The organism is Streptomyces sp. 8N114 (assembly GCF_052245835.1).
Taxonomy (GTDB): domain Bacteria; phylum Actinomycetota; class Actinomycetes; order Streptomycetales; family Streptomycetaceae; genus Streptomyces.
Genome location: NZ_JBQQBT010000004.1, coordinates 369,769 through 393,824, shown reverse-complemented (window position 1 = coordinate 393,824; position 24,056 = coordinate 369,769). Strand labels below are relative to the sequence as shown.

Sequence of the window (24,056 nt, the reverse complement as noted above, 5' to 3'; positions counted from 1 at the left end):
CTCGATGGCTACCGGATGCCGTGACTGCGCGACCTGTACCAAGTCGGGGCTGGGAAAGCTGGTACAGAAGACTGCGGTCGGCCTGATGTATTTGTGCACCGTGGGGATCGCCTACGTCCTCAAGCGAGGGCTGCGGCGGCACTGCCCTCAGTGCGGGCATCTGCTGTCCCACCATGCGCGGCGCGCGGACGGTTCGTTCCGCGACTGATCCGGATAGCGAACGCGTCACTACGGACAACGGACCGTTTCCGGCCAATCCCCGATGCGCTCCTGACAGATGCTCATCCTGGTGGCACTCTGCGACTGGCCGCCGCGCAACCCCGCGAAAGCAGCGGCCGTTCCCCCACGCGGCGTTCGGACGGCTCCGACCGCCGCGCCAGTTCCACCCGTTCCACTGGTTCCACCAGTTCTGCCTTGCTCTGCCTTGTTCTGCCGAGATCTGCCCGGACGGTCATCCGCCGCCCGGTCTCCCCGGCCGCACAACCCTGCGGCCCGCAGAAGGAGTCAGCATTGCGAAGATCAACCTCCCACAGAGGCTCCACCACCTCCCACAGACGTCGCCCCCGACGTCTCGCGCACCCGAAGGCGTCCGCCGGCATCGCGCTCGGCGCCGTCGCCGCGCTGCTCTCGATAGCCGTCCAGACCGGACCGGCAACGGCCGACGACCAGGGCCGGGCCACCGCCAGGACGGCCGCCGCCGAGGGAGCCGACACCGGGGCCCTGCCCGCCGAGCTCTCGCCCGCTCAGCGCGCCGCACTGCTGCGGAAGGCCGACGGCAAGAAGGCCGCCACCGCCGAGAAGCTGGGCCTCGGCGCCAAGGAGAAGCTGGTCGTCCGCGACGTGCTCAAGGACCGCGACGGCACCCTCCACACCCGCTACGAGCGCACCTACGACGGGCTGCCCGTCCTCGGCGGTGACCTCGTCGTCGAGACCACCAAGAAGGGCAGCACCGAAGAGGTCCTCCGCGCCTCGAAGCACGCGCTGAAGAACGTCCCCGCAAAGGCCCGCGTGCGCCCCGCGACGGCGGAGCGGCAGGCACTCAAGGCCGCCGACGCCGCGGGCTCGAAGAAGACCGACGCCGACCGCGCACCGCGCAAGGTCGTATGGCTGGCCGAGGGCAGGCCGACCCTCGCCTACGAGACGGTCGTCGGCGGGCTCCAGGACGACGGCACGCCCAACGAACTGCACGTCGTCACCGACGCCCGCTCCGGCAAGAAGCTCTACCAGTGGCAGGCCGTCCACAACGGCGTCGGCAACACCCAGTACAGCGGCCAAGTCACCCTGAGCACCGCCCAGTCGGGCTCGAACTACACGCTGACCGACAACGACCGCGGCGCCCACAAGACCTACAACCTCAACCGCGGGACGTCCGGCACCGGAACCCTCTTCTCCCAGTCCTCCGACACCTGGGGCAACGGCAGCCCGTCCAACGCCGCGACCGCCGGCGCCGACGCCCACTACGGCGCAGCCGAGACGTGGGACCACTACAAGGCGGCCTTCGGCCGCTCCGGCATCCGCGGCGACGGCAAGGGCGCGTACTCCCGGGTCCACTACGGCAACAACTACGTCAACGCGTTCTGGAGCGACAGCTGCTTCTGTATGACGTACGGCGACGGCTCGGGCAACGCCAAACCGCTGACCTCGCTCGATGTCGCGGCGCATGAGATGACCCACGGCCTCACCTCGGCCACCGCGGGCCTCATCTACAGCGGCGAGTCCGGCGGCCTGAACGAGGCGACCTCGGACATCCTGGCGACGGCGGTGGAGTTCTCCGCCGGTAACTCCTCCGACCAGGGCGACTACCTCATCGGCGAGAAGATCGACATCAACGGCGACGGCACCCCGCTGCGTTACCAGGACAAGCCCAGCAAGGACGGCGCGTCCAAGGACAACTGGTACGCGGGCATCGGCAACATCGATGTGCACTACTCGTCGGGCCCCGCCAACCACTGGTTCTACCTGCTCAGCGAGGGCAGCGGCGCCAAGGTCATCAACGGTGTCAGCTACAACTCGCCCACCGCCGACGGTCTTCCGGTCACCGGCATCGGCCGCGACAAGGCCGCACTCATCTGGTACAAGGCGCTGACCACCAAGTTCACCTCGACCACCAACTACGCCTCGGCCCGCACCGGGACGCTTGCGGTGGCCGGTGAGCTGTACGGCACCAGCAGCGCCGAGTACAAGGCCGTGGCGGACGCCTGGGCAGGGGTGGCCGTGGGTGCCCGCCCCGGCGGCGGTGACCCGGGCAGCGGCAAGACGTTCGCCAACGACACCGACGTCGCCATCCCGGACTACCCCGGCGCGGCCGTCACATCCAAGGTCACCACCACCGGGCTGACCGGCCGGGCCCCCACCAGCCTGCAGGTGGGCGTAAACATCGTGCACACCTACAGCGGTGACCTCCAGATCGACCTGATCGGTCCGAGCGGCAGGGCCTACCGACTGCACAGCGTGGCAGCCGACCCGACGCCGAACATCGACACCACCTACTCCGTCGACGCCTCGGCGGAGAACGCCAACGGCGACTGGCAGCTGAGGGTCCAGGACAAGGGCCCGGCCGACACCGGCTACATCAACAGCTTCAAGCTCACCTTCCCGTAACCGTCGGACGGCCCTCGCCGGCGCAACTCCGCGCCGGCATCGCACCATCGGCGGGACTCCGCGCCGACACCGCACCACCCGCCGCGCCGTGCCGGGAGTCGTGGCTCCCGGCACGGCGCACGACGTCACAGGGTCGCCGCCCGCAGACAGGTAGGTGAAGTATCAACCACTGCCTACACTTCCTCCATGGCGGACTCGGTGCGGTGGTTGACCGCGGAAGAGCAGCACGCGTGGCGGAGCTTTATCCGGCTGCACGACAAGCTCAGAGGGCGGCTGTCGCGCTTGTTGCAGGCGGAGTCACACGTGTCTGCTGCGGACTTCGGGGTCTTGGTCAATCTGACGGACGCGCCGGATGGCCGGGAGCGGGTTCTGGATCTTGCCAGGGCCTTGGAGTGGGAGAAGAGCCGGATGTCCCATCACATCGCCCGTATGGTCAAGCGCGGGCTGGTGGCACGGGATGAATGCACTGAGGACGGGCGTGGGGCGTTCGTGGTGATCACGGATGCGGGACGCTCGGCGATCGAGGCCGCTGCCCCGCGTCACGTGGAGGCGGTGCGCGCCCTGTTCCTCGACCACGTCACGCCCGCGGAACTGCGGATGCTGGCCCGGATCTCCGAACGCGTGGTGGACAAGCTGGAGGAGGAAGATTCGCCCTGACCTGGCGAACGGGGAGCAGGCGGCGGACAGTGACGCACGGTTCGGGTGTCCCGCGACACGGTCGGCGTACCCAGCCTCTGGAGATGGCAGGATAGTTGATGCGACAACCAGGCGCGGGAGGTGCTGTCGGTGAGCAACGTGGAAACCGAACCTGCGGAACTGAGGTGCGGAGAGCCGGTCGACGACCGGCGGCCGGCCGAGGAGCCCCGGGTCGACGTGCTGTCCGCGCGGGACGTGCCTCTGGGCGGGCCGCGGGCGATGCTCGTGCGCCGTACGCTGCCCCAGCGGGCCCGGACGCTTATTGGCGCCTGGTGCTTCGCCGACCACTACGGCCCTGTCGACGTCACCAAGACCGGCGGCATGGACGTGCCCCCGCATCCGCACACCGGCCTGCAGACGGTGAGCTGGCTGTTCAGCGGGGAGATCGAACACCGTGACAGCCTGGGCACCCATGCCCTCGTCCGGCCCGGCGAGATGAACCTCATGACCGGCGGACACGGCATCAGCCACTCGGAGGTCTCCACCTCGCGCACCACCGTGCTGCACGGCGTCCAGCTCTGGGTGGCGCTGCCCGAGCAGCACCGGAACGCCGGACGCGACTTCCAGCACCACGTGCCCGAACCCGTGCGGGTCGACGGGGCGGAGATCAGGGTCTTCCTGGGCTCGCTCGCCGGAAGCGGCTCTCCGGTGCGGACCTTCACGCCGCTGCTCGGTGCCGAGGTCATCCTCGAACCGGGTGCGACGAGCACGCTCGCCATGAACCCCGGCTTCGAGCACGGCCTTCTCGTGGACACCGGGGACGTTCGCCTGGCCGGCACCATGCTGCGCCCGGCCGAGCTCGGCTATGTGTCCCCCGGCACCGAAGCCCTGACGCTGGTGAACGAGTCGGACGGCCCGGCGCGGACAATCCTGCTCGGCGGCCCTCCGTTCGAGGAGGAGATCGTCATGTGGTGGAACTTCATCGGGCGCGGCCATGAGGACATCGTCCGGGCCCGAGAGGACTGGGAGGCCATGTCGGACCGCTTCGGCAACGTCGAGGGGTATCCGGGCGCCCGGCTGCCCGCACCCGCCCTGCCGAACGCCGTCATCACACCGCGCAGGAATCCCTCGCGCCGCTGACCTCCGTACGACAGCCACCTCCTTATGTGGTCGGCATGCGGTCAGCGAGCGTCGACGATCATGAGGGCGGTGTGGAGCGAGGTACGTGATTCGGCGGACTCCAGGGAGACGCGCAGGATGCGCTCGATGGTCCGTAGCCGGCTGTAGAGGGTGGGGCGGCTCAGGCCGGTCAGGCGCGCGGTAAGCGTCTTGGAGCCGGCACAGTCGAGGTGGGTGCGCAGCAGGGCCGAGAGGTCGTCGCCGGTCCGGGCGTCGTGGTCGAGCAGGCGGCCCAGTTCGGTCTCGGCGAACGCCTGTACGCGGTGGTCGTTGCGGAGCAGGGCGACAAGTCCGCGCAGGCGTACGTCGGTCGAGCGGTAGAGACGGTTGGCGTCGGGCATGGTCAGTCCCACGTCGGCGACGTGTTCCGCCTCGGTGAGGCCCTGCGCCGCTGCGATGAGGCTCTGGGCTGCGGGCGCGGTGCCGGCGACCCAGCCTTCCGCGCCGCCGTGTCCGGTCAACCGCTCACGCAGACCGGTGCACACGGTGTTGAGCGCGGCGTCGGTGCTGCCACTGGCGGGGCACGACATGATCGCCGAGACGGTTCCCTCGCGGCGGATGGCGGCGATCGCGCTCTGGCCTGCTGCGGCTGCTGCTTGGCGGACGGCGGCCAGCAGGCGGCGGTCGATTTCACCCTGGCCGAGTGCGTCGGTGTCGGGCCGTCGTGGGACACGTACGGACAGCGGGACGTATCGGGTGCTCGAGGTGAGGCCGAGGGCACTGGCCCGGGCCTGGGCCTCGGCGTCGTCGGTGATCCGGCCGCTGAGCAGATCGTCGAGGAGTCCACCGAGCGCGTGGACGACGAGGGCGTCGCGCTCCTGCTGGATCATCCGGTGCAGCTGAAGGGACTGTGCGGCGCGTTCGAGGACCATGCGCGCGCGGGACGCGTTCGGTGCCTGCATGGGCAGCACGAGCCGCCCCCAGCGTTCGGAACCGACACCCACCGGGACGGCCGACCATGTGGACCCGCTGGTGGGGGTGCCCGCGGAGTCGTGGAGGCGTGATCGTTCGGCCCACTGGTCCAGCAGCTGCGCGGTCGGGGTGTCCACGGCGCAGAAGGCCAGCACGTGCCGGCTGAGATCTTCCAGCACGAGGGGTGCGCCCAGGGTCGTTGCTGCGCGCGTGACGATGTCCGTGATGGAGGCGCGGGCGATATTGAGGGAGGTGAAGACCTCGTGGGTGGTCCGGGCGAACTCCACCTCGTCGTACTGGTCGGCGACGATCAGCCGGTGCACCTGCTGGGTGACCTCGATGAAGCGGATCTTGGTGCTCAGGACCGCCACAGGGAGCCGGGCCGAGTCGGCCAGGGCCCCCAGATGGTCGGGCGCGGTCTTGAGGTGGGTACCCAGTTCGATCACAAGGCCCGCCACGCCCTGCTCGGCCAGCATGGCCAGGTAGGCGGACGCCTGTCGGGCGCCGCCGGCCAGCGGCAGGCCGGTGGTCAGCACGAGTTCGCCGCCCTCGATCAGATCGGTGAGGTCGGCGAGATCGCTGATGTGGACCCAGCGGACCGGACGGTCGAGGTACTCGCGGCCGCCGATGACGTGCGGTCGGCCCGTGGCCATGACAGGGAGCGCGAGGACTTCCCGGATCGTCGGCTGCATTTACGAAGTGTAAGTAATTGGCCATACATTTTTACAGTCCGAAAGTCCGGACTCTGGCACCCTCGCAGCACACAGGTTGCCGGCCACCCGGCCCGGACCTGCGGCTTCATGAGTGATCAAGCGAAGGCGAGGGAAGCAGTGACGACCAGCGATCTGTCACGCATCGGGCATTGGGTCAACAACAAACCGTTCCCCGGTACCAGCGGCCGTGCCGACGTGGTGACCAACCCGGCGACCGGTGCGGTGACGCGCGAGGTGGCACTCGCTGATACAGAGGACTCGCGCACGGTGATCGAGGCGGCTGCGGCTGCCTTCCCCGGCTGGCGCGACACCTCGCTGGCAAAGCGGACCGCGATCGTGTTCCGGTTCCGTGAGCTGCTCAACGAGCGCAAGGGCGAGCTCGCCGAGATCATCACCGGCGAGCACGGCAAGGTTCTGTCCGACGCGCTGGGAGAGGTCACGCGCGGGCAGGAGGTGGTGGAGTTCGCCTGCGGCATCCCCCACCTGCTCAAGGGCGGGTTCACGGAGAACGCCTCGACCGGGGTGGACGTGAACTCGGTCCGGCAGCCGCTCGGGGTGGTCGGCATCATCTCGCCGTTCAACTTCCCCGCCATGGTCCCCATGTGGTTCTTCCCCGTAGCCATCGCGGCCGGCAACACCGTGGTGCTCAAGCCGAGCGAGAAGGACCCCTCGGCCGCTCTGTGGCTGGCCGAGCTGTGGGCCGATGCCGGCCTGCCGCCCGGCGTGTTCAACGTACTGCAGGGCGACAAGACCGCAGTCGACGAGCTGCTGTCCAACCAGGCCGTCAAGGCGATCAGCTTCGTGGGATCCACGCCGATCGCCAAGTACGTGTACGCCACCGGAACCGCCAACGGGAAGCGGGTGCAGGCTCTGGGCGGGGCCAAGAACCACGCCGTCGTCCTGCCCGACGCCGATCTGGACCTCGCCGCCGATGCCATGGTCAACGCCGGGTTCGGGTCGGCGGGCGAGCGCTGTATGGCCATCTCCGCCGTCGTGGCGGTCGGCGACATCGCCGACGAGCTGGTCGCGAGGATCGCCGAGCGCGCCCGGGACATCAAGACCGGTGACGGCACCCGGGACTGTGACATGGGGCCGCTGGTGACGGCGGCGCACCGCGACCGGGTCGCCTCCTACATCGACCAGGCCGAGCAGGACGGTGCGAGCCTGGTCGTCGACGGCCGCACGGTCGACGCCGACGGCGGCCGGGACGGCTTCTGGCTCGGCCCCACGGTGCTCGACCGCATCACCACCGACATGAGCTGCTACACGGACGAGATCTTCGGGCCGGTCCTGTCCGTCCTGCGGGTCGACTCCTACGACGAGGCCCTCGACCTGATCAACTCGAACCCGTACGGCAACGGCACGGCGATCTTCACCAACGACGGCGGAGCCGCGCGCCGCTTCCACAACGAGGTCGAGGTCGGCATGGTCGGCATCAATGTGCCGATCCCCGTGCCGATGGCGTACTACAGCTTCGGCGGCTGGAAGAGCTCCCTGTTCGGGGACACGCACGCGCACGGCGCCGAGGGAGTGCACTTCTTCACCCGCGGCAAGGTCGTCACCACCCGCTGGCGGGGCCCCGACCAGGGCGGCCTCAACCTCGGCTTCCCGCAGACCGCCTGAAGGAGGCGCCCGCGATGACCCTTCTCCACCAAGAACTCGACGCCCGCGCGGTCGCCCGGACCTACGAGCTGGACCGCCGTCACGTTTTCCACTCCTGGTCCGCACAGGCCGCCCTCGACCCCATGGTCATCACCCGCGCCGAGGGCTCCTACGTCTGGGACGGCGAGGGCAACCGGCTGCTCGATTTCTCCTCGCAGCTGGTGAACACCAACATCGGCCACCAGCACCCCTACGTCGTGGAGGCGATAGCCCACCAGGCCCGCACCCTGGCCACCGTCGCCCCGCAGCACGCCAACGACCAGCGCTCCGAGGCAGCCCGCCTGATCTGCGAACGCGCCCCCGGCGACCTGAACCGGGTCTTCTTCACCAACGGCGGTGCCGACGCCAACGAACACGCCGTACGCATGGCCCGGCTGACCACCGGCCGGCCCAAGGTACTGAGCCGCTACCGCTCCTACCACGGCGGAACGCAGACCGCGATCAACCTGACCGGGGACCCGCGTCGCTGGCCGAACGACGACGCGACCTCCGGGGTGGTCCACTTCTTCGGCCCCTATCTGTACCGCAGCCACTTCGACGCGACGACCGAGGAGGAGGAGTGCCGGCGGGCGCTCGCACACCTCGAGCAGGTCATCGAGCTCGAGGGACCGGAGACCATCGCCGCGATCCTGCTGGAGGCCATCCCCGGCACCGCCGGCATCATGCTGCCCCCGCCGGGCTATCTCGCCGGCGTACGGGAGCTGTGCGACCGGTACGGCATAGCGTTCATCGTCGACGAGGTGATGACCGGCTTCGGCCGCACCGGCGCATGGTTCGTCTGCGGCGACGAAGGCGTGGTCCCCGACCTTCTGACCTTCGCCAAGGGTGTCAACTCCGGCTATGTGCCGCTGGGTGGTGTGGTCATCAGCGACCGGATCGCCGACCAGTTCGCACACCGTCCCTACCCCGGCGGGCTCACCTACTCCGGGCACCCCCTGGCGTGCGCTGCGGCCGTCGCAGCGATCACCGTCATGGAACGCGACGGCATCATCGACAACGCCCGCCGGATCGGCAGCGACGTGTTCGGCCCCGAACTCGCACGGCTCGCCGAGAAGCACCCCAGCGTGGGCGAGGTCCGCGGACGCGGCGTCTTCTGGGCCGTCGAGCTCGTCACGGACCCGCACACCCGCCGCCCCGTCGCGCCGACCGGGGGCAGCAGCCCGGTGATGGCCGAGGCCCTTCGCACGGCGAAGGACCTGGGACTGCTGCCGTTCGCCAACTCGGGCCGCATCCACCTCGTGCCGCCGTGCACCATCACCGAATCCGAGGCCCGCGAGGGTCTCCACATCATCGACCAGGTCCTCAGCCGGGTCGACGCGCTGGTCCACGACGCGCACAAGGACGACAACCGCTAGCCACACGGCGTTCCCCCACCATGACTGAACGGCCAGGCCACCATGTCCGCCATGAAGCCTGGCCGTTCGGTGCTCCCTGGTACCGACGCTGAAACGGGCGATGGGTGCGGGTACGTGAGGGCGCTTACGTACCGGTGAGGCAGCCCGTGCGGGCTTTGTCGTCACGGGGACTTCTGGGCAGTCAGCAGGGCATAGCCGAGGACGCCGTCGGCGACCGCTGTTCGGGCTGCTCCCAGGACCTTGGGGGCGGTGTCGAGGTCGACGCCTGCGGCGGTGAGTTGGGCCGGTGCGGTCATGCGCAGGAGCTTCAGCCGTGCCTCGATCTGGTCGATCATCCGCAGCATCGCCTCGTCGTGGCGCTCGGTGCGCACCGTGCGCAGGCCGGCGGCGGCGAGGGTGTCCGCGTATACGTCCAGGGGCTGGGCGTCGGCGATGCAGGCGATGCGGGCGGCGAGACCGGTGAACTCGGACGGGAGCCGGGCGGGGTCGACGGTGACGTCGGTGATGCCGACCCGGCCTCCGGGCTTGAGTACGCGGGCGAACTCGGCGGCGGCTCCGGCTTTGTCGGGGAAGGTGCACAGCGCGCACTCGCACACCACGGCGTCGAAGATGCCAGCGGGGTAGGGCAGCTGTTCGGCGTCGCCTGTGGTGAAGCGCGTGGACTCGGCGAGTCCCGCGGCCTGGGCTGCGCCTTGGGCGAGGGAGGTGTTGGCGGCGGAGTAGTCCACCCCGTCGATCTGTGCGCGGTAGGCGTCGGCGAGCAGCAGCGCTGTGGTGCCGCGTCCGGAGGCGACGTCGAGGACTCGGGCGCCCGGTGCGAGTGCGAGGGCTTCGGCGAGGCGGCGTGTGAGCGCTGTGCCGCCGGGGTGGTAGGAGTCACCGAGCAGCAGCGCGACGATGTCGGAGGAGTACGCGGCGGCGCAGCACGCCTTGAGCTCTTCGCCGGTGCGGGGCCGGGTCATGACGGGGACTCTGCTTCTGCGGCGGGGGTGCTCGCGGTCTTCGATCCGTACGGTGCCGCGGTGAGGCGGTCGGCAATGGGGTCTCCCCTGGTCGAACGGAGTTGAGAGTCCGGGGAGGAAGGCAGGGCGTTGGGCGCTACGGGGGCTACGGGTACGCCGGACAGCTGCGCGCGGACCTGCTCGCGGTAGCCGACGGAGTTGTACGCGCAGAACGGGATGAGGCGCCCGTCGGGGGTGATCTCCTCGACGCAGCACTTCATGAGCTGTTTGACGTTGAGGGTGTAGGGGTCCTGGAAGTCCTGCACGACGATCATGAACGCCTTGTCGCTGAGGTCCTTCACGGCCTGCGGAAGGTCGATACCGCAGCTTCCCCCAGCGCAGTCCAGGGCCTCTGCGGTCGCCTGCAACTGCTCCGCGGTGGTAGCGGTGCCCATGAACGCGGAAGCCGACCACAGCTTCTCCAGGGCCTCGCGGATCCCGGCGTCGGGCAGGACGCGGTTGGTGACGTAGTCGAGGTAGTCCTCCACGTTCAAGAGCCGCGGGATGGGTACGACGGTGCGGTCGCCGGGCTCACCGTCGATGAGCAGGTAGGTGATGGAGCGGCAGGTGGGAAAACAGCACGGGACGGGGAAGAAGTCGCCTTTGGTGAACCACTGCGGGAGCTGGGCGTTGATGAGCTGGATGACGTCGGGGTTGGTGAGCCGCTGCAGCGGGTCGAAGGCGATGTGGCGGCCGGAGTGGGTGACCGGCTGGAAAGCCACCGAGCGAACGGCTGGGTGATCGATGCCGTACTCGATGATCGCGCCGAGTTCGTGCTCGTTCAGGCCGCGCTCGACGGCGGCGACGAGGGTGACGGTCAGACCCGCCTCCGCGCAGTTGTCCAGCGCCCGCTGCTTGAACGTACGCAGATCACGGCCGCGGATCTCCCGGTGGGTGCGTTCGTCGAAGCCGTCGAACTGCAGGTAGATGTTCACCGAGTGGCCCGGCACCTGGTTGCGTTTGCCGAGTTCGGCGACGAAGTTCGTGTCGGTGGCCAGGCGGATGCCGTTGGTGTTGAGGGTGACGTTCTTGATCGGGCGGGCCTGGGCCAGGTCGATGAAGTCCAGGATGTGTTTGTGGATGGTGGGCTCGCCGCCCGAGAACATCACCACCTCCGCCTCGCCCTCGGAGGCGACGAACGCGTCGAGCATCCGCTCGCACTGCTCGTGGGTGATGGAGTAGCCTCCCCCGCTCTTGCTCGGGTGGCCGGAGTCGGCGAAGCAGATCGGGCAGTCCAGGTTGCAGCCGGTGTTGACCTCGACGATCCCCAGGCAGGCGTGCTGTTTGTGCTCCGGGCACAGCCCGCAGTCGCTGGGGCAGCCGTCACGTACCTCGGTCTGGAAGGTGAGGGGGAGGGTGCCTGGCTTGTTGAACCGGGCGGAGGCCAGATATTCCTCGGCGTCGCCGTAGACCAGCGCCTCGAATTCGCCGTGGTCCCGGCAGCGTTTGCGCAGATACACCTTGTCGTTGCGGATGTTGACTTGTGCGTCGACCGGTGTCCTGCACAGCGGGCAGATGGACTTGGTGAACTCCACGAACACCTCGTCCCGGTCCACCTTGCGCCGTGGCGCCGGTGTCTGGGTCATCGAAGACATCCTCTCGAAGGGGGTCGTCAGCAGTTCAGCGGGCGTCATTGGTGACGTCAGGGCCTGCCTCCGTTCAGTTGGCGTGCTGACGGGGCGAAGCTATGCGGGCGGCCCGCAGCAGCAGTCCCGCGTAGAGCAGGGCCAGAGCGTCCTGGAGCAGGACGAGCCAGCTCAGCCGCTGCGTCAGATACACGCCGAAGCAGCCGCAGTTGGCCACCACCAGCTCGCGCGCGTATGCCTGTGCCGTCAGCGCGCTCCACACCAGCGACACCGCCACGAACACCCACACCGGGGCCAGCGCCCTCGACCGCGGCCGGGCCAGGAACCACAGCCCGCACACCAGTTCCCCGACGATCAGTCCTCCCGCCAGCACAGCCGCGAGCTTCCGGTCCGGCCCGTAGGCGGACAGGATCTGCGGCATACGGTCGATCGAGGCCAGCTGGCCCGCGGCCATCGCCGTGTACACCGTGCCCACCACGAGACGTAGCACCATGCCCACGACGCTACGGCGGCGCGAGGGTCCCGGACTGCAAGCGCGCTCACCGAACCACCCGCACGCTCACCTGCCGCAGGACCGGCGTTCGGCTTCGTCCCTGACCAAGGCCAGAGAGGCGGCGACCGCAGCCTCCCAGCGGGCGGCCACCGCCGCGCCCCACCACTGGCCGAGCCGCCACAGGTCCGTGCCCATCTGCCCCTCGTACACCAACCGTGTCCCCGAGCCGTGCTCGCTCAACAGGAACGACTCGGTCACCTGCGGCACCGGGCCGCGGACCAGGCGGAAGTCGATCCGCTCGAACCGGGTGAAGCGCACCGTCTCCACCGTCACCGCCCTCAGCCGCCCGCCCGCGACAGGGGTGAAGTGCTCAGCCAGCACCAGGTCACTGCCGCGCTCCAGCACGTTCAGCTTCTCCCGCATCGCCCGCGGGGTCCTCTCCAGATACGGCCTCGCCACCACGTCGAAGACCACCTGACGGGGTGCTTCGATATCGACGGTCTGCGGGCCCAGCGGGCGCGTGCGCCGCCCCACGCCCACGTCCACCGGCAGCGCGCCGGTCACCAGCCCCAAATAGGCAGCAGCCAGCCCGCTGCCGGCACCGACCGTCCACGCCGCAATCCGTGCACGGCGCACTCCGGTCACCGGCCGTCCCCCTTCGGCAAGATCCTTATGGTCCATGCCGCAACGCTAGGTGCCGAACAGGGCCCAGACGGTGATCGCGCTTACAATCCGGCGCCGGTGTCCACGGCCGCTACCAGGGTGTGGGGGGACGCGCCCCGTAAGGGGTGCGGGGAACTGCGCGACAAGGCACAAGGCACCCGCGGCCTGCGGGCGTCAGGCAGGGGCACCCCCTACCCAGAACAGGCGAGGGCGGAGCAACTCCTGCGGCTGACGGCGCGTCAGTCGCGTCGTCAGCGGTGCGTGGTGCGGGGCAGCGGGATCCGATCGGGCTCGCTCGTTGTCGTTGTCGACCGTGGATGGGGTCGGGCTACGGGGATGGACTCGTGTCGTCCGGCGAGGTAGCGTCAAGCCCAGCGGGACCTCTGCGGCAGCCCGAACGCAAAGTTCGGCGAAGCCGGTCTCCTCGTCTCGGTGGCCCAGCTGCTGGTCGTCGACGAACATCCCTCTCGGCTGGGAATCCCGGTCGGCATCCGATTCGTGTTCGACACCGAACCGATCGACTCGGCCCGCCTGCCCGCAAGCAAGCGGGATCATCGCCGCCTGCTGATTGGCTCGCCGGATCCGGCGTCATCGCCCGCCACACCGAAGCTGTGCGACATCGCCGTCGCCTCGATGCGGCCGTTCTGCCGGGAACACCGACAGCCCAATCGACCGGAACCGTGAACTCCCACGCTGTCTACGAAAGGAATCACACGACATGAAAACTCCGACTCGTATCACCGACTGCCCCGAGCGTCAGATGCTCGAATACATACTTGACCACACCCGGGCCGAACTGATCGACACGGTGCGCGGCCTATCCGAAACAGAGTCCCGCCGCCGTCTCGTCCCGTCCCTGACGACGTCGATCGGACTGGTCAAACACGCCGCGTTCGCAGAAAGGAAGTGGTTCCAGCACATCTTGGGAGGTTTGCCGGAATCCGAATGCGACGGTGCGATGGTGGGCGAGGCCAGTTTCTTGGTCAGCGACCACGAAACGGTCGCCGACGTGATCGCCGAATTCGAGCGCGCCAGCGACCGCGCACGAACGATCGCCGCGGACATCGACCTCGACGCCACCCGACAGCACCCTTCCGTCGGCACCGTCAGCCTGCGGTGGATCTACCTGCTCATGATCCAGGAATTCGCCCGCCACGCCGGCCACAACGACATCCTGCGCGAGCAGACCTGCGCCACCCGCCGGACTTGAGCCAAACCGCCAGATCCCTCGTGACCCTGACGAACGGTGTCCCCGTCCACGAGGTGGTGCGGTGGCGGGGACACCGTTCGCTCGAGGTCACGGTCGATCGCCGACCGGCTCAGTGCACGCCGTGCTTCTGCAGCACCCGCTTCTGAGCGGCGGTCAGCTCCGTCGGGAAGTAGAGATAGCAGACGCCGCCGGTGGCGCCGACGACCTTGCCGTCGGCATTCTTGCGCTTGGTGCGGAGCCAGATGTTCTCGAACTGGCGGCGCTTGTAGACGTGGCGGACCGAGGGATTGTCCGGAGAGTTGGGGTCGTTGGCGATGACGTCGCCGGTCTTGGTGAAGCCGATGACGGTCATCAGATGGCCGGCGGTGCCATAGCCCGCGCCGTCCAGTTCGGACTCGATGAAGGACTGCGAGGTGATCAACGGGATGCCCGCGGCGATGAACTCCTCGGCATCGTTGAGGGAGTTCAGGCGGGTGACGATCCCGTTCATGTTCCGGTAGGTGCCGGCGTAGGCGCCGTTGAAGGGCCAGTTGCCGCAGCCCTCGTACTGGTAGTCGAAGGTGTAGCGCGCGGCGTGGCAGACCTGCGGGTCGGCGAAGTCGGGGTTGACCCAGGCGAGGTCCTCGGCGGTGGGCTTACGGCCCCAGTACTCGATGATCATCTGCGAGGAGGTGGGGCTGCACCATGCCTCGCCGCCGTTGTCGTACTCGGGGTACTGGCCCTTGTGGATCTCCTGCGAGTAACGCGGCACCTTCAGCTCGACCGCCTTGCCCAGGCCGGGCTCGGAGGCGGGGACCTCGAAGCGGTCGGGTAGGTCGGAGCACATTGCGCCGGCCCGCCAGACCGTGGGGGTGGCCTTGCTGCCGGGGGCGCGGTAGAGGGTCAGCCGCAGCTGGTAGGACTTCAGCCGCAGCCCGCCGGTCAGGTCGTCGATGGCGAAGGTGTCGGTGGAGATGGAGCTCTTGCCATCCTTCTGCCCGTCGACCGAGGTGCGGCGCGGCACGTCGTCGCCGTCGCCCGACGTCCAGATGCCCATGGTGTACCAGGGCGTGGCCTTGCCGTCCGTGTAGGTGCCCTTCAGCTCGATCCGGATCCAAGTGCCCTTGGGAGTGTGGGCGTTCCAGGAGGCGATGGCTTCGCCGGCGGGTACGGCGCAGGTGTGCGCGGGCGAGGTCCAGGTGGCGTACTCCCAGCTGGCCTTCTTGCCGGTGTGCGGGTCCTTGTACTCGGTGCTGCCCGCGGGGGACGCCAGGACGATGCCGGGACGCCCGTCCGACACGACGCGGGTTCCCTTGGCCTTGCCCGAGGCCCAGTCGCGCTGCGATGCCCAGTTGTGGAACTCCACGTTCCCTGCCTTCCCCGGCCGGCCGGGCTCGGCCGGGCGGCCCGTGCCGAGCTTGCCCGTGGTTCCACCCGACCGGGCGTCGGCTGCCAGGGCGGCGGGGGCCGCGACTGCCGAGGCTGCCGCGGCGACAGCGGCGGCCAGGACGGTACGGCGGTTGGCGGATCTGCTGGTCATGCGGAGTGCCCCCAGTCGTGGGTCGGTGCGGCGGTCGTCACAGGTGCTGCGTGCTGTCGGTCACACGTGGTGCGTGGGCCGGTACCAGGTGGTGCGCGGCGTCGTACGCGGTCGTACCCGGCGGTCGTACCCGGCCGTACGCGGAAGCCAACTATCGCGGCTGAGCGGGGCGCGTGCCAGGGCTTCGGCCGCTCGGCATGCCGTCGTCATTGGCCCAGCCAGTGACGGAGCGTGCTCGGCCCGGGAGGGACGGGACGCCACCGCACACCCGTGCGACTCGACGTACGCTGGGGAGATGCCCGCTCCGCTCCCCCTTGAAGCACTCGCCGACCGGCTTGCCGCGCTGCCCGCCTCGTGCGGACCGGTGCGGCTGGTGGGCGTGGACGGGCACGCCGGGTCGGGCAAGACCACGCTGGCGCGGCGGCTGTCGGAGCTGCTCGGCGGGGCACCGGTGCTGCACCTCGACGATCTGGCCTGCCACGAGGCGCTGTTCGACTGGACGGAGCGGCTCGCCCGGCAGGTGCTCGCGCCGCTGGAGCGGGGCGCCCCTGCACGCTACGTGGTGTACGACTGGGTGGCGCGTGTCTATTCGACGGAGGCGGTGCTGCCGCCCGCTCCGGTCATCCTCGTCGAGGGAGTGGGGGCGGGCCGGGCAGCGCTACGGCCTTATCTGGCTTGCCTGTTGTGGGCGGACATGGCGGCCGAGACCGCGTGGCGCCGCGGCCGACGGCGGGACGGTGCCGGTCAGCGCGATTTCTGGGCGCAGTGGATCCCCGCGGAGCGCGCACACTTCGCGGCCGACCCTTCGCGCCCGTTCGCGGACTTCCTGGTGCGGGAATCGGACAAGGGGCCTATGAGCTATGAGATGCGGGAGAAGGCGGAAGAGGCGCCCGACTCGGCGTTGAATATGACCCTCCGTATAACTCATGGCAGTTGACGGCGGCCCAGTGGCACTCCGTGCAACCGAGCGGCTTGACCATTGGCGCTGGACCGATTACTTTTCCAACAAGCGGCCTACGCAGGCCGTCTTCAAACGCGAAGCCCCCGGTTGTTCCCCCGTGACCGGGGGCTTCGTTCTGCCCCGACGCAATTAAGCGGAAGGGAACTCTCGCATTTCCCTCACTCTTCGTAGCGCTTTTGCGGAAGCCTTCGCCCCGCATATCCGTCGGCACGTCTCCTGCTGCCGCCCGATATGCGTCCTGGGAAGCCCCGTACGCCGCCCTTCGACAGCGCCCTGAGCACGGGTACGATGCGAAACAGCGTGGGAACCCCGGGTGATATCCGGCAGATGACGGGGGACGTTTCGTGGGGGACGTGATGAACTTCGGCACGCAGGACCCCCAGGGCCTGCACGCCCCGGCCGAACTCGCCTGGCTTCGCGGGGTGGACGCGTACACGGTCGGCGGATACGCCCAGGCCGAGGAGGAGTTCCGCACAGCGGTGCGGCTCGATCCCGGGATGGCCGACGCCTGGTTGGGCCTGCACGCCCTGCGCGCAGACACCGCGACCGCGCTGCTGCGGATGTACCACCACAGGGACCGCTTCGGCGAACAGCGTGCCCGGCACGGACGCACCCTCAACTCCTGGTACTGGCTGGGCTGGTGGGTGCAGCCGGTGCTCGAATTCGAGCGCGACCTGCTGCTGGCGCACGCCTCGCACTGGCTGGACGGCCGCCATGTCGCCGAGCTGGACCGCGCCCTGGCCAGCTGTCCCCCGGTGGACACCGATCCGCAGGTGCGGTTCCTGCACGCCTGCCGCGCCTATCTGGCCAAGGACTGGGAGGGACTGGTCGCCCACACCGAGCCTCTGGTGGACGACCCGATGCTGGGCATCGAGGCGGGGCTGTTCGCGGGCATGGCCCGGGTGCGGCTGGAGATGTACGGGCAGGCCGAACCGCTGCTGGCCGCGGCGCTGATGCGCTGCCGCAGTGAGCAGCCGCAGCGCAAGGAGCTGCGCTACTGGCTGGCCCGCGCCCGCGAGGGCACCGGCCGCAGCGCGGCAGCGCTGCCGCTGTACCGCGCTGTGCACCGTATCGACCCGACGTTCATGGACACGGCGGCGCGGCTGACGACCATCGCCGAGAGCGACGGGGTGGGCGGTACGGCGGAGGACCTGGCCGCCGCGGTCCTCTCGGGCGGCCTGGGCGGAGGGCCGGACGGGGCGGCGGGGAACACGACGCAGGAGCTTTTCGACAGCGGCCCCGAGGCGCCGGGCGACCCGGCGCAGCCCGCGGACCCGGCCGACCCGGCTGACAGCGCCGTTCCCCCGGAACAGCGCCAGGGCCGCACCGACGACGGCACGGGGCCTCGGAACGACAGCGGACTCCGCCAGGGCCCGGGCGGACCGCGCCGCGACGGGCTGCCGCCGGCGGGCGGGCCGGGACCGCCCGGTGCCGCACAGGACGGCTCGGAAGCGGGACTGGGCGACGCGGCCGAGTCCGCCGACCCGGTGGTGGACCCGGAGGCCGACGGACTGCGCCTGGAGGACTCCGGGGACCCCGCCGAGCCCGTCCGGGTGGACACCAGTGTGCTGCGGGAGCGCGCGGCCGCGGGCGGCGGCCGGGGCGGTGACGGCAGGCTGCCGACGGGCCCCTCCGATCCGGTGCTGCTGGCGCAGGCGCTGGAGGAGCTGGAGCGAATGGTCGGCCTGGAGCCCGTCAAGCGCCAAGTACGGGCGCTTTCCGCACAGTTGCACATGGCGCGGCTGCGGGCCGGGCAGGGTCTGCCGGTGCAGCCGCCGAAGCGGCACTTCGTCTTCTCCGGGCCCTCCGGCACGGGCAAGACCACGGTGGCCCGCATCCTGGGCCGGGCCTTCTACGCGCTGGGCCTGCTGGGCGGCGACCATCTGGTCGAGGCGCAACGCGCCGATCTGGTGGGCGAGTTCCTGGGGCAGACGGCGGTCAAGGCCAATGAACTGATCGACTCGGCGCTCGGCGGGGTGCTGTTCGTCGACGAGGCGTACGCGCTCTCCAACTCCGGCTACACCAAGGGCGACGCGTACGGCGACGAGGCGCTGCAGGTGCTGCTCAAGCGCGCGGAGGACAACCGGGACCAGCTGGTGGTGATCCTGGCGGGCTACCCCGAGGGCATGGACCGGCTGCTGGCCGCCAACCCGGGCCTCTCGTCCCGCTTCACCACTCGGGTGGACTTCCCCAGCTACCGCCCGCTGGAGCTGACGGCGATCGGCGAAGTGCTGGCCGCCGACAACGGCGACGTATGGGACGAAGAGGCGCTGGAGGAGCTGCGCAGCATCAGCGGGCATGTCGTCGACCAGGGCTGGATCGACGAGCTGGGCAACGGCCGCTTCCTGCGCACCCTCTACGAGAAGAGCTGCGCCTACCGCGATCTGCGGCTGTCCGGCTACTCGGGCACCCCGACCCGCGACGACCTGGCGACGCTGCGGCTGCCCGACCTCATGCAGGCGTACGGGGAGGTGCTGTCGGGACGGGGTCCTGACGGTCCTCGCCCCGGGCCGCAGCCGCCGCCGGGCTGAAGGCGCCGCCTGCCGCGGCAGGGGTGAAGGGTGCCGGTCCGGGCCTGGCCGGGCCGGTGTGGGCGGGGTCGTGCACCTCGCCGACCAGCATCTCCAGCACGTCCTCCAGCGCTGCCACCCCCAGCACCCGCCCCGAAACGTCGGCGACGGCCGCCAGGTGCGAGGCACCGGCCCGCATGGCGGTGAGTGCGTCGTCCAGCGGCAGCTCGCCGCGCAGCGTCGTCATGGGCCGCCACAGCCGTCGCGGCACCGCGCGGTCGGTCTCCTCCAGGTCAAGCACGTCCTTGACGTGCAGATACCCGAGGAAGCCACCGTCATCGGCGCGTACCGGGAAGCGGGAGTAGCCGGTGCGCACCGTCAGTTCCTCCACCTGGCGCGGGGTGACGTCGGTGCCGACGGTGACGAGTTCGGTGCGGCCCAGCAGTACGTCGGTCAGCGGCCGGGAGCCCAGTTCCAGTGCGTCGGCCAGCCGTTCGTGTTCGTCGGGTTCGAGCAGGCCGGCCTGCCGGGAGTCCTTCACCAGCTGATTGAGCTGCTCGCTGGTGAAGACTGCGGCGACCTCGTCCTTCGGCTCGACCCGGAACAGCCGCAGGATGACGGTGGCACACGCCCCCAGCGCCACGGTCACCGGCCGGGTCAGCCGCGCGAAGGCGACCAGTGCGGGGCTGAGCCACAGCGCGGTGCGCTCAGGAGCGGCCATGGCGAGGTTCTTGGGCACCATCTCGCCCACCACCAGGTGGAAGAAGACCACCACCGCCAGCGCGATCACATACCCCGCCGGATGCACCAGCGCCTGCGGCAGCCGTACGGCATGGAAGGCGGGCTCCAGCAGGTGCGCCAGCGTCGGTTCGGCTACAGCGCCCAGCGTCAGCGAGCACACGGTGATGCCGAACTGTGCGGCAGCCATCATCTGCGGCAGCGTCTCCAGCCCGCGCAGCACCCGCCGGGCGCGCACGGAGCCCTCGGCCGCGAGGGGTTCGATCTGGCTGCGGCGTACGGAGACGAGCGCGAACTCGGCGCCGACGAAGAAGCCGTTGGCGAGCACGAGCAGCGCGGCGAACAGGAGTTGGAGGACGCTCATGACGCCGCCGCCTCCATGCTCCGCAGCGGGCGCGCCGGATCACTGCCGGCGCGGCCCGGGGGGCTTCCGGCGGCGGGGCTTCCGGCGCGGTGCGGAGCCACGATGCGAACACGCTCGGCACGGTGGTGCGCCACGTGCCGTACCCGCAGCTGCCACTCCTGGCCGCCCTCTTGCGCGCCCTCTCCGGCGCGGGCGTGCGGCACCCGCAGCTGTGCGGTGTCGCCGGGCGCGGGGATGCGACCGAGCAGGTCGGCGACGAGCCCGGCCACCGTCTCGTACGGGCCCTCGGGCACCTCCAGGCCGATACCGCGCAGCGCGCCCACCCGGCAGCCGCCGTCGGCCTCCCAGGCGGGGCGGCCCTCCGCGTCGGGCGGCGCCGGGGCCAGTTCGGGCAGTTCGTCGTAGAGCTGCCCGTCGTGCTCGTCCCGTACCTCGCCGACGATCTCCTCGACGATGTCCTCCAGCGTGACGACGCCTGCCGTGCCGCCGTACTCGTCCACGACGACGGCGATGGGCTGTTCGCTGCGCAGCCGCGCCAGCAGCGGCCGTACGGGGACGGTCTGCGGAACGAGCAGCGCGGGCACGGCGATGCGGGCCGCGGGCGTGTGCAGCCGCAGGTGCGCGGGCACCGCAAGGGCGTCCTTGAGGTGCACCATGCCGACGACCTCGTCCAGCGTGTCCTGGTAGACGGGGAAGCGGGAGAACCCGGTGGCGCGGGTGAGGTTGAGGACGTCCTCCGCGGTCGCCAGCGCTTGCAGGGCGCTGACCCGCACCCGGGGCGTCATCACGTGCTGCGCCGTCAGCCCGCCCAGCGCCAGGGTGCGCACGAACAGGTCGGCGGTGTCCTGTTCGAGGGCGCCGGCGCGGGCCGAGTGATGGGCGAGGGAGACGAGTTCGCCGGGGGTGCGTGCCGAGGCCAGTTCCTCGGCGGGCTGGACGCCGAGGAGCCGCACCATACGGTTGGCCGCCGCGTTCAGGCCCGCGATCACGGGCCGGAACGTGCGGGAGAAGAGACGCTGCGGACGGGCGACGAACCGGGCCACCGCCAGCGGTCTGGAGACCGCCCAGTTCTTGGGCACCAGTTCGCCGATCACCATCTGGACGGCGGACGCGGTCAGCATGCCGGTTCCGACGGCGACTCCGCCGACCGCGCCGCGCGGCACCCCGACCGCGGTCAGCGGCCCATCCAGCAGCCGGGCCAGCGCGGGCTCGGCGAGCATGCCGGTGACCAGGGAGGTGAGGGTGATGCCGAGCTGGGTGCCGGAGAGCTGGAACGACAGCTCGGGCAGGGCCCGTACGACGGCGCGGGCCTTCCGGTCGCCCAGCGCGGCTGCACGTTCGGCCTCGGGTTTCTCGACGGTGACGAGCCCGAACTCCGCAGCGACGAAGAAGCCGTTGGCGAGAACGAGCAGGAACGCCACACCGAGCAGCACTAGCGGGAGGGTCATGCCGCGCCCCCACCAAGACGGGACGCGGCGCACGTACTACAGGACGATCCGTCCATCGCTGGAGGTGGTCACTCCTCGGTTCGCAGGTGCCCGCACAAGCGCGGGGCGGCTCATGCCGATGGGCAACAGAGTAGACATTCGGTCTCGTCCCGCGAAGACGCGCGGCACCGCGCCGGGGTTGCCGACCCCGCCGGCAGGGCCGCTACTTCCCGGCGTCGCCCGCTGCGTCGTTTCCGGTGTCGTCGGCGGCGCCGCTCGGTGCTCCGTTCTCCGCGGCGTCCGGCGGCGTGGTGCCCTTGTGGTCGACGAGAGCGCGCAGGGCACGGGCGTCGGCGAGCGCCTGCCGCTTGGCGATGCCCGGCTGGATGCCCATGGCGGGCAGGCTGGTGCCGTCGGCGAGGTCCAGCGAGACCCACGGGTCGCCGGGCCGCAGATGGACGGCGAGCACCTGTGCCCATTCGAGGCGCCGCTTCGTCGTCAGGTTGACAACCGTCACCCCGTCCTGGTCCGCGGTGACCCGGGGGCGGCTCAACAGCACCAGCACACCGAGGAAGAGCGCGGCGGTGAAGATGAAGCTGGCCCGCTCGCCACCGCCCAGCTGAAGCATCAGCGAGACGACGGTGATGACGACGAACGCGGCGAGCCCGGCAGTCAGCAGCACCGCACGGGTGCGGGTGGGCCGGAACGTGACGGGGAGCGCGGGAACCCCAGGGCTGTCGGTCATCAGCGTGCTCCGGTCGCGGGTCACAGGCGGCAGGCGTGGATGCCCGTGGTGAGGATGGCGCGGGCGCCCAGATCGTAGAGGTCGTCCATGATCCGCTGCGCTTCGGTGGTGCGCACCATGGAGCGGACGGCCACCCAGCCCTGGTCGTGCAGCGGGGAGATGGTCGGCGACTCCAGACCCGGGGTGAGGGCGACGGCCTCTTCCAGGTGCTCGGCGCGGATGTCGTAGTCCATCATCACGTAGCTGCGGGCCACCAGGACGCCTTGGAGACGGCGCAGGAACTGCTGCACCTTCGGCCCGTGCGGGTCGGCTCCGGTGCGCCGGATGACGACTGCCTCGGACTGGAGGATCGGCTCACCGACGATCTCCAGGCCCGCGTTGCGCAGCGAGGTGCCGGTCTCCACGACGTCCGCGATGACCTGCGCGACGCCCAGTTCGATGGCGGTCTCCACGGCGCCGTCCAGGTGGACGACGGAGGCGTCGAGGCCCTTGTCCGCCAAGTGCTTGGCGACGATGCCCTCGTAGGAGGTGGCGACCGTCAGCCCGGCCAGGTCGTCGAGCGTGCCGATGGTGCCGGGCTTGGCGGCGTAGCGAAAGGTGGAGCGGGCGAAACCGAGAGGGAGGACCTCCTCGGCCTGCGCCCCGGAGTCCAGCAGCAGATCGCGCCCCGTGATGCCGATGTCCAGCCGTCCGGAGCTGACGTAGATAGCGATGTCGCGGGGGCGCAGATAGAAGAACTCGACCTCGTTCTCCGGGTCCACCAGGACGAGTTCCTTGGTCGCCTTGCGCTGCTGGTACCCGGCCTCATGCAGCATCTCCCCGGCAGGGCCGGAGAGAGAACCCTTGTTGGGGACGGCGATGCGCAGCATGAGCTTCCTTTGTTCGTGAAGGGAGAAAAGAGTCGTGAAGGGAGAAAGGAGCAGGTAGAGACGGGCTGAGGCTCGGACGGACAGGCTCAGAGGTGAGCGTATACGTCGTCGAGCGAGAGGCCCTTGGCGGCCATCAGCACCTGGAGATGGTAGAGGAGCTGCGAGATCTCCTCGGCGGTGCGCTCGTCACCCTCGTGCTCGGCGGCCATCCACACCTCCGCCGCCTCCTCCACGATCTTCTTGCCGATGGCGTGCACGCCCTGGGAGGCGAGCTCGGCGGTACGGGAGGTGCTGGGGTCGCCGTTAGCGGCCTTGTGCTGCAGCTCGGCGAAGAGCTGCTCAAACGTCTTGTTCGCCATGGTGGCTCTCAGCCTACGCGGTGCCGGGGAGCGCTCACCGCCAGGGCTCCGCGACCGTGCGCAGGGTCGCGGCCGTGGCCACGGCAGCCGTGACCGCCTCGTGCCCCTTGTCCTCGGTGGAGCCGGGCAGCCCGGCGCGGGCCACGGCCTGCTCCTCGTCATCGCAGGTCAGCACGCCGAAACCGATGGGGACACCGGTACGGACCGATACCTCGGTGAGGCCCTGGGTGACGCCCTGGCAGACGTAGTCGAAGTGCGGGGTGCCGCCCCGGATGACGACGCCGAGCGCCACGATCGCGTCGTATCCGCGGTCGGCCAGGACCTTCGCGACGACGGGCAGCTCGAAGCTGCCGGGGACGCGCAGCAGGGTGGGCTCGTCGATGCCCAACTCGCGCAGCGCCCGCAGTGCGCCGTCGACGAGGCCGTCCATGACCTGCTGGTGCCACTGCGCGGCGACCACGGCCACGCGCAGGTCCTGGCAGTTCTTGACGGTCAGTTCGGGTGCGCCCTTGCCGCTCACGGTGCTCCTCGTGCTTGAAGTGTGTGCTGGTGC

Annotated in this window: 22 protein-coding genes; 10 read left to right on the top strand and 12 right to left on the bottom strand. The window is 70.1% G+C overall.

Translation table 11 applies throughout. The features are described from left to right. Positions 1-4: 4 nt before the first annotated feature. The 4 genes from ACTWQF_RS12625 (at position 5) to ACTWQF_RS12610 (ending at position 4,377) form a co-directional block, all read left to right on the top strand. Positions 5-208 carry a hypothetical protein gene (locus ACTWQF_RS12625; protein WP_443279412.1) on the top strand — a complete coding sequence of 68 codons (204 nt, stop codon included), beginning with the start codon at positions 5-7 and terminating at the stop codon, positions 206-208. A 302-nt stretch (positions 209-510) separates the two neighbouring features. Beyond that, entirely contained in the window at positions 511-2,601 is a 2,091-nt protein-coding gene (locus tag ACTWQF_RS12620; RefSeq protein WP_443279411.1) for a M4 family metallopeptidase, read from the top strand. Positions 2,602-2,787: 186 nt separating this feature from the next. Then, positions 2,788-3,258 (top strand): MarR family winged helix-turn-helix transcriptional regulator, encoded by a 471-nt coding sequence (locus ACTWQF_RS12615; RefSeq protein WP_443279410.1) that lies wholly within the window; start codon positions 2,788-2,790, stop codon positions 3,256-3,258. 129 nt (positions 3,259-3,387) lie between these two features. Continuing rightward, the gene (locus tag ACTWQF_RS12610; protein ID WP_443279409.1) at positions 3,388-4,377 is read left to right on the top strand and encodes a pirin family protein; all 990 of its coding nucleotides are present in this window, start codon (positions 3,388-3,390) and stop codon (positions 4,375-4,377) included. Between the two features lie 41 nt (positions 4,378-4,418). Here ACTWQF_RS12610 and ACTWQF_RS12605 read toward each other — a convergent pair whose 3' ends face one another. Further along, on the bottom strand, positions 4,419-6,020 hold the full coding sequence (locus ACTWQF_RS12605) for a PucR family transcriptional regulator (RefSeq protein ID WP_443279408.1): 1,602 nt from the start codon (positions 6,018-6,020) through the stop codon (positions 4,419-4,421). A gap of 108 nt (positions 6,021-6,128) precedes the next feature. On the opposite strand from ACTWQF_RS12605, the gene ACTWQF_RS12600 reads away from it, so the two are divergent. Further along, positions 6,129-7,664 (top strand): CoA-acylating methylmalonate-semialdehyde dehydrogenase, encoded by a 1,536-nt coding sequence (locus ACTWQF_RS12600; protein ID WP_443279407.1) that lies wholly within the window; start codon positions 6,129-6,131, stop codon positions 7,662-7,664. A gap of 14 nt (positions 7,665-7,678) precedes the next feature. Next, positions 7,679-9,058, top strand: a complete 1,380-nt coding sequence (locus ACTWQF_RS12595; protein ID WP_443279406.1) for an aspartate aminotransferase family protein — start codon at positions 7,679-7,681, stop codon at positions 9,056-9,058. 161 nt (positions 9,059-9,219) lie between these two features. On the opposite strand, the gene ACTWQF_RS12590 is transcribed toward ACTWQF_RS12595, so the two are convergent. The 4 genes from ACTWQF_RS12590 to ACTWQF_RS12575 form a co-directional block, all read right to left on the bottom strand. Further along, positions 9,220-10,020: a methyltransferase domain-containing protein gene (locus ACTWQF_RS12590; RefSeq protein WP_443279405.1), complete on the bottom strand. Its 801-nt coding sequence runs from the start codon at positions 10,018-10,020 to the stop codon at positions 9,220-9,222. Next, entirely contained in the window at positions 10,017-11,645 is a 1,629-nt protein-coding gene (locus ACTWQF_RS12585) for a radical SAM protein (RefSeq protein ID WP_443279404.1), read from the bottom strand. Before ACTWQF_RS12585 ends, ACTWQF_RS12590 begins: the two co-directional genes overlap by 4 nt. Before the next feature lie 73 nt (positions 11,646-11,718). After that, a complete protein-coding gene (locus ACTWQF_RS12580; protein ID WP_443279403.1) occupies positions 11,719-12,138 on the bottom strand; it encodes a MauE/DoxX family redox-associated membrane protein in 420 nt (139 codons plus the stop codon). A 66-nt stretch (positions 12,139-12,204) separates the two neighbouring features. Then, positions 12,205-12,819, bottom strand: coding sequence for an SRPBCC family protein (locus tag ACTWQF_RS12575; protein WP_443279402.1), 615 nt, complete (start codon positions 12,817-12,819; stop codon positions 12,205-12,207). 414 nt (positions 12,820-13,233) lie between these two features. Between ACTWQF_RS12575 and ACTWQF_RS12570 the strand changes: the two genes are divergently transcribed. After that, positions 13,234-13,485, top strand: a complete 252-nt coding sequence (locus ACTWQF_RS12570) for a hypothetical protein (RefSeq protein ID WP_443279401.1) — start codon at positions 13,234-13,236, stop codon at positions 13,483-13,485. A gap of 34 nt (positions 13,486-13,519) precedes the next feature. Further along, the gene (locus tag ACTWQF_RS12565; protein ID WP_443279400.1) at positions 13,520-14,011 is read left to right on the top strand and encodes a DinB family protein; all 492 of its coding nucleotides are present in this window, start codon (positions 13,520-13,522) and stop codon (positions 14,009-14,011) included. Positions 14,012-14,120: 109 nt separating this feature from the next. Here the strand turns inward: ACTWQF_RS12565 and ACTWQF_RS12560 are convergent, their stop codons facing one another. Continuing rightward, complete coding sequence (locus ACTWQF_RS12560) at positions 14,121-15,530, bottom strand: peptidase C39 family protein (protein WP_443279399.1); 1,410 nt, start codon at positions 15,528-15,530, stop codon at positions 14,121-14,123. A 295-nt stretch (positions 15,531-15,825) separates the two neighbouring features. Between ACTWQF_RS12560 and ACTWQF_RS12555 the strand changes: the two genes are divergently transcribed. Further along, positions 15,826-16,467, top strand: a complete 642-nt coding sequence (locus ACTWQF_RS12555) for a uridine kinase family protein (RefSeq protein WP_443279398.1) — start codon at positions 15,826-15,828, stop codon at positions 16,465-16,467. A gap of 380 nt (positions 16,468-16,847) precedes the next feature. Beyond that, positions 16,848-19,022 carry an AAA family ATPase gene (locus tag ACTWQF_RS12550; RefSeq protein ID WP_443279482.1) on the top strand — a complete coding sequence of 725 codons (2,175 nt, stop codon included), beginning with the start codon at positions 16,848-16,850 and terminating at the stop codon, positions 19,020-19,022. On the opposite strand, the gene ACTWQF_RS12545 is transcribed toward ACTWQF_RS12550, so the two are convergent. From ACTWQF_RS12545 to ribH, 6 genes are all read right to left on the bottom strand, one after another. Next, complete coding sequence (locus ACTWQF_RS12545; protein WP_443279397.1) at positions 18,943-20,103, bottom strand: hemolysin family protein; 1,161 nt, start codon at positions 20,101-20,103, stop codon at positions 18,943-18,945. The genes ACTWQF_RS12550 and ACTWQF_RS12545 overlap by 80 nt on opposite strands. Beyond that, positions 20,100-21,551: a hemolysin family protein gene (locus ACTWQF_RS12540; protein WP_443279396.1), complete on the bottom strand. Its 1,452-nt coding sequence runs from the start codon at positions 21,549-21,551 to the stop codon at positions 20,100-20,102. Before ACTWQF_RS12540 ends, ACTWQF_RS12545 begins: the two co-directional genes overlap by 4 nt. Before the next feature lie 202 nt (positions 21,552-21,753). Next, positions 21,754-22,275 carry a PH domain-containing protein gene (locus ACTWQF_RS12535; protein ID WP_443279395.1) on the bottom strand — a complete coding sequence of 174 codons (522 nt, stop codon included), beginning with the start codon at positions 22,273-22,275 and terminating at the stop codon, positions 21,754-21,756. Positions 22,276-22,295: 20 nt separating this feature from the next. Next, positions 22,296-23,144, bottom strand: coding sequence for an ATP phosphoribosyltransferase (gene hisG / locus ACTWQF_RS12530; RefSeq protein WP_443279394.1), 849 nt, complete (start codon positions 23,142-23,144; stop codon positions 22,296-22,298). 86 nt (positions 23,145-23,230) lie between these two features. Then, the gene (locus tag ACTWQF_RS12525; RefSeq protein WP_443279393.1) at positions 23,231-23,503 is read right to left on the bottom strand and encodes a phosphoribosyl-ATP diphosphatase; all 273 of its coding nucleotides are present in this window, start codon (positions 23,501-23,503) and stop codon (positions 23,231-23,233) included. 34 nt (positions 23,504-23,537) lie between these two features. Then, positions 23,538-24,023, bottom strand: coding sequence for a 6,7-dimethyl-8-ribityllumazine synthase (ribH, locus tag ACTWQF_RS12520; protein WP_443249678.1), 486 nt, complete (start codon positions 24,021-24,023; stop codon positions 23,538-23,540). Positions 24,024-24,056 lie beyond the last annotated feature (33 nt).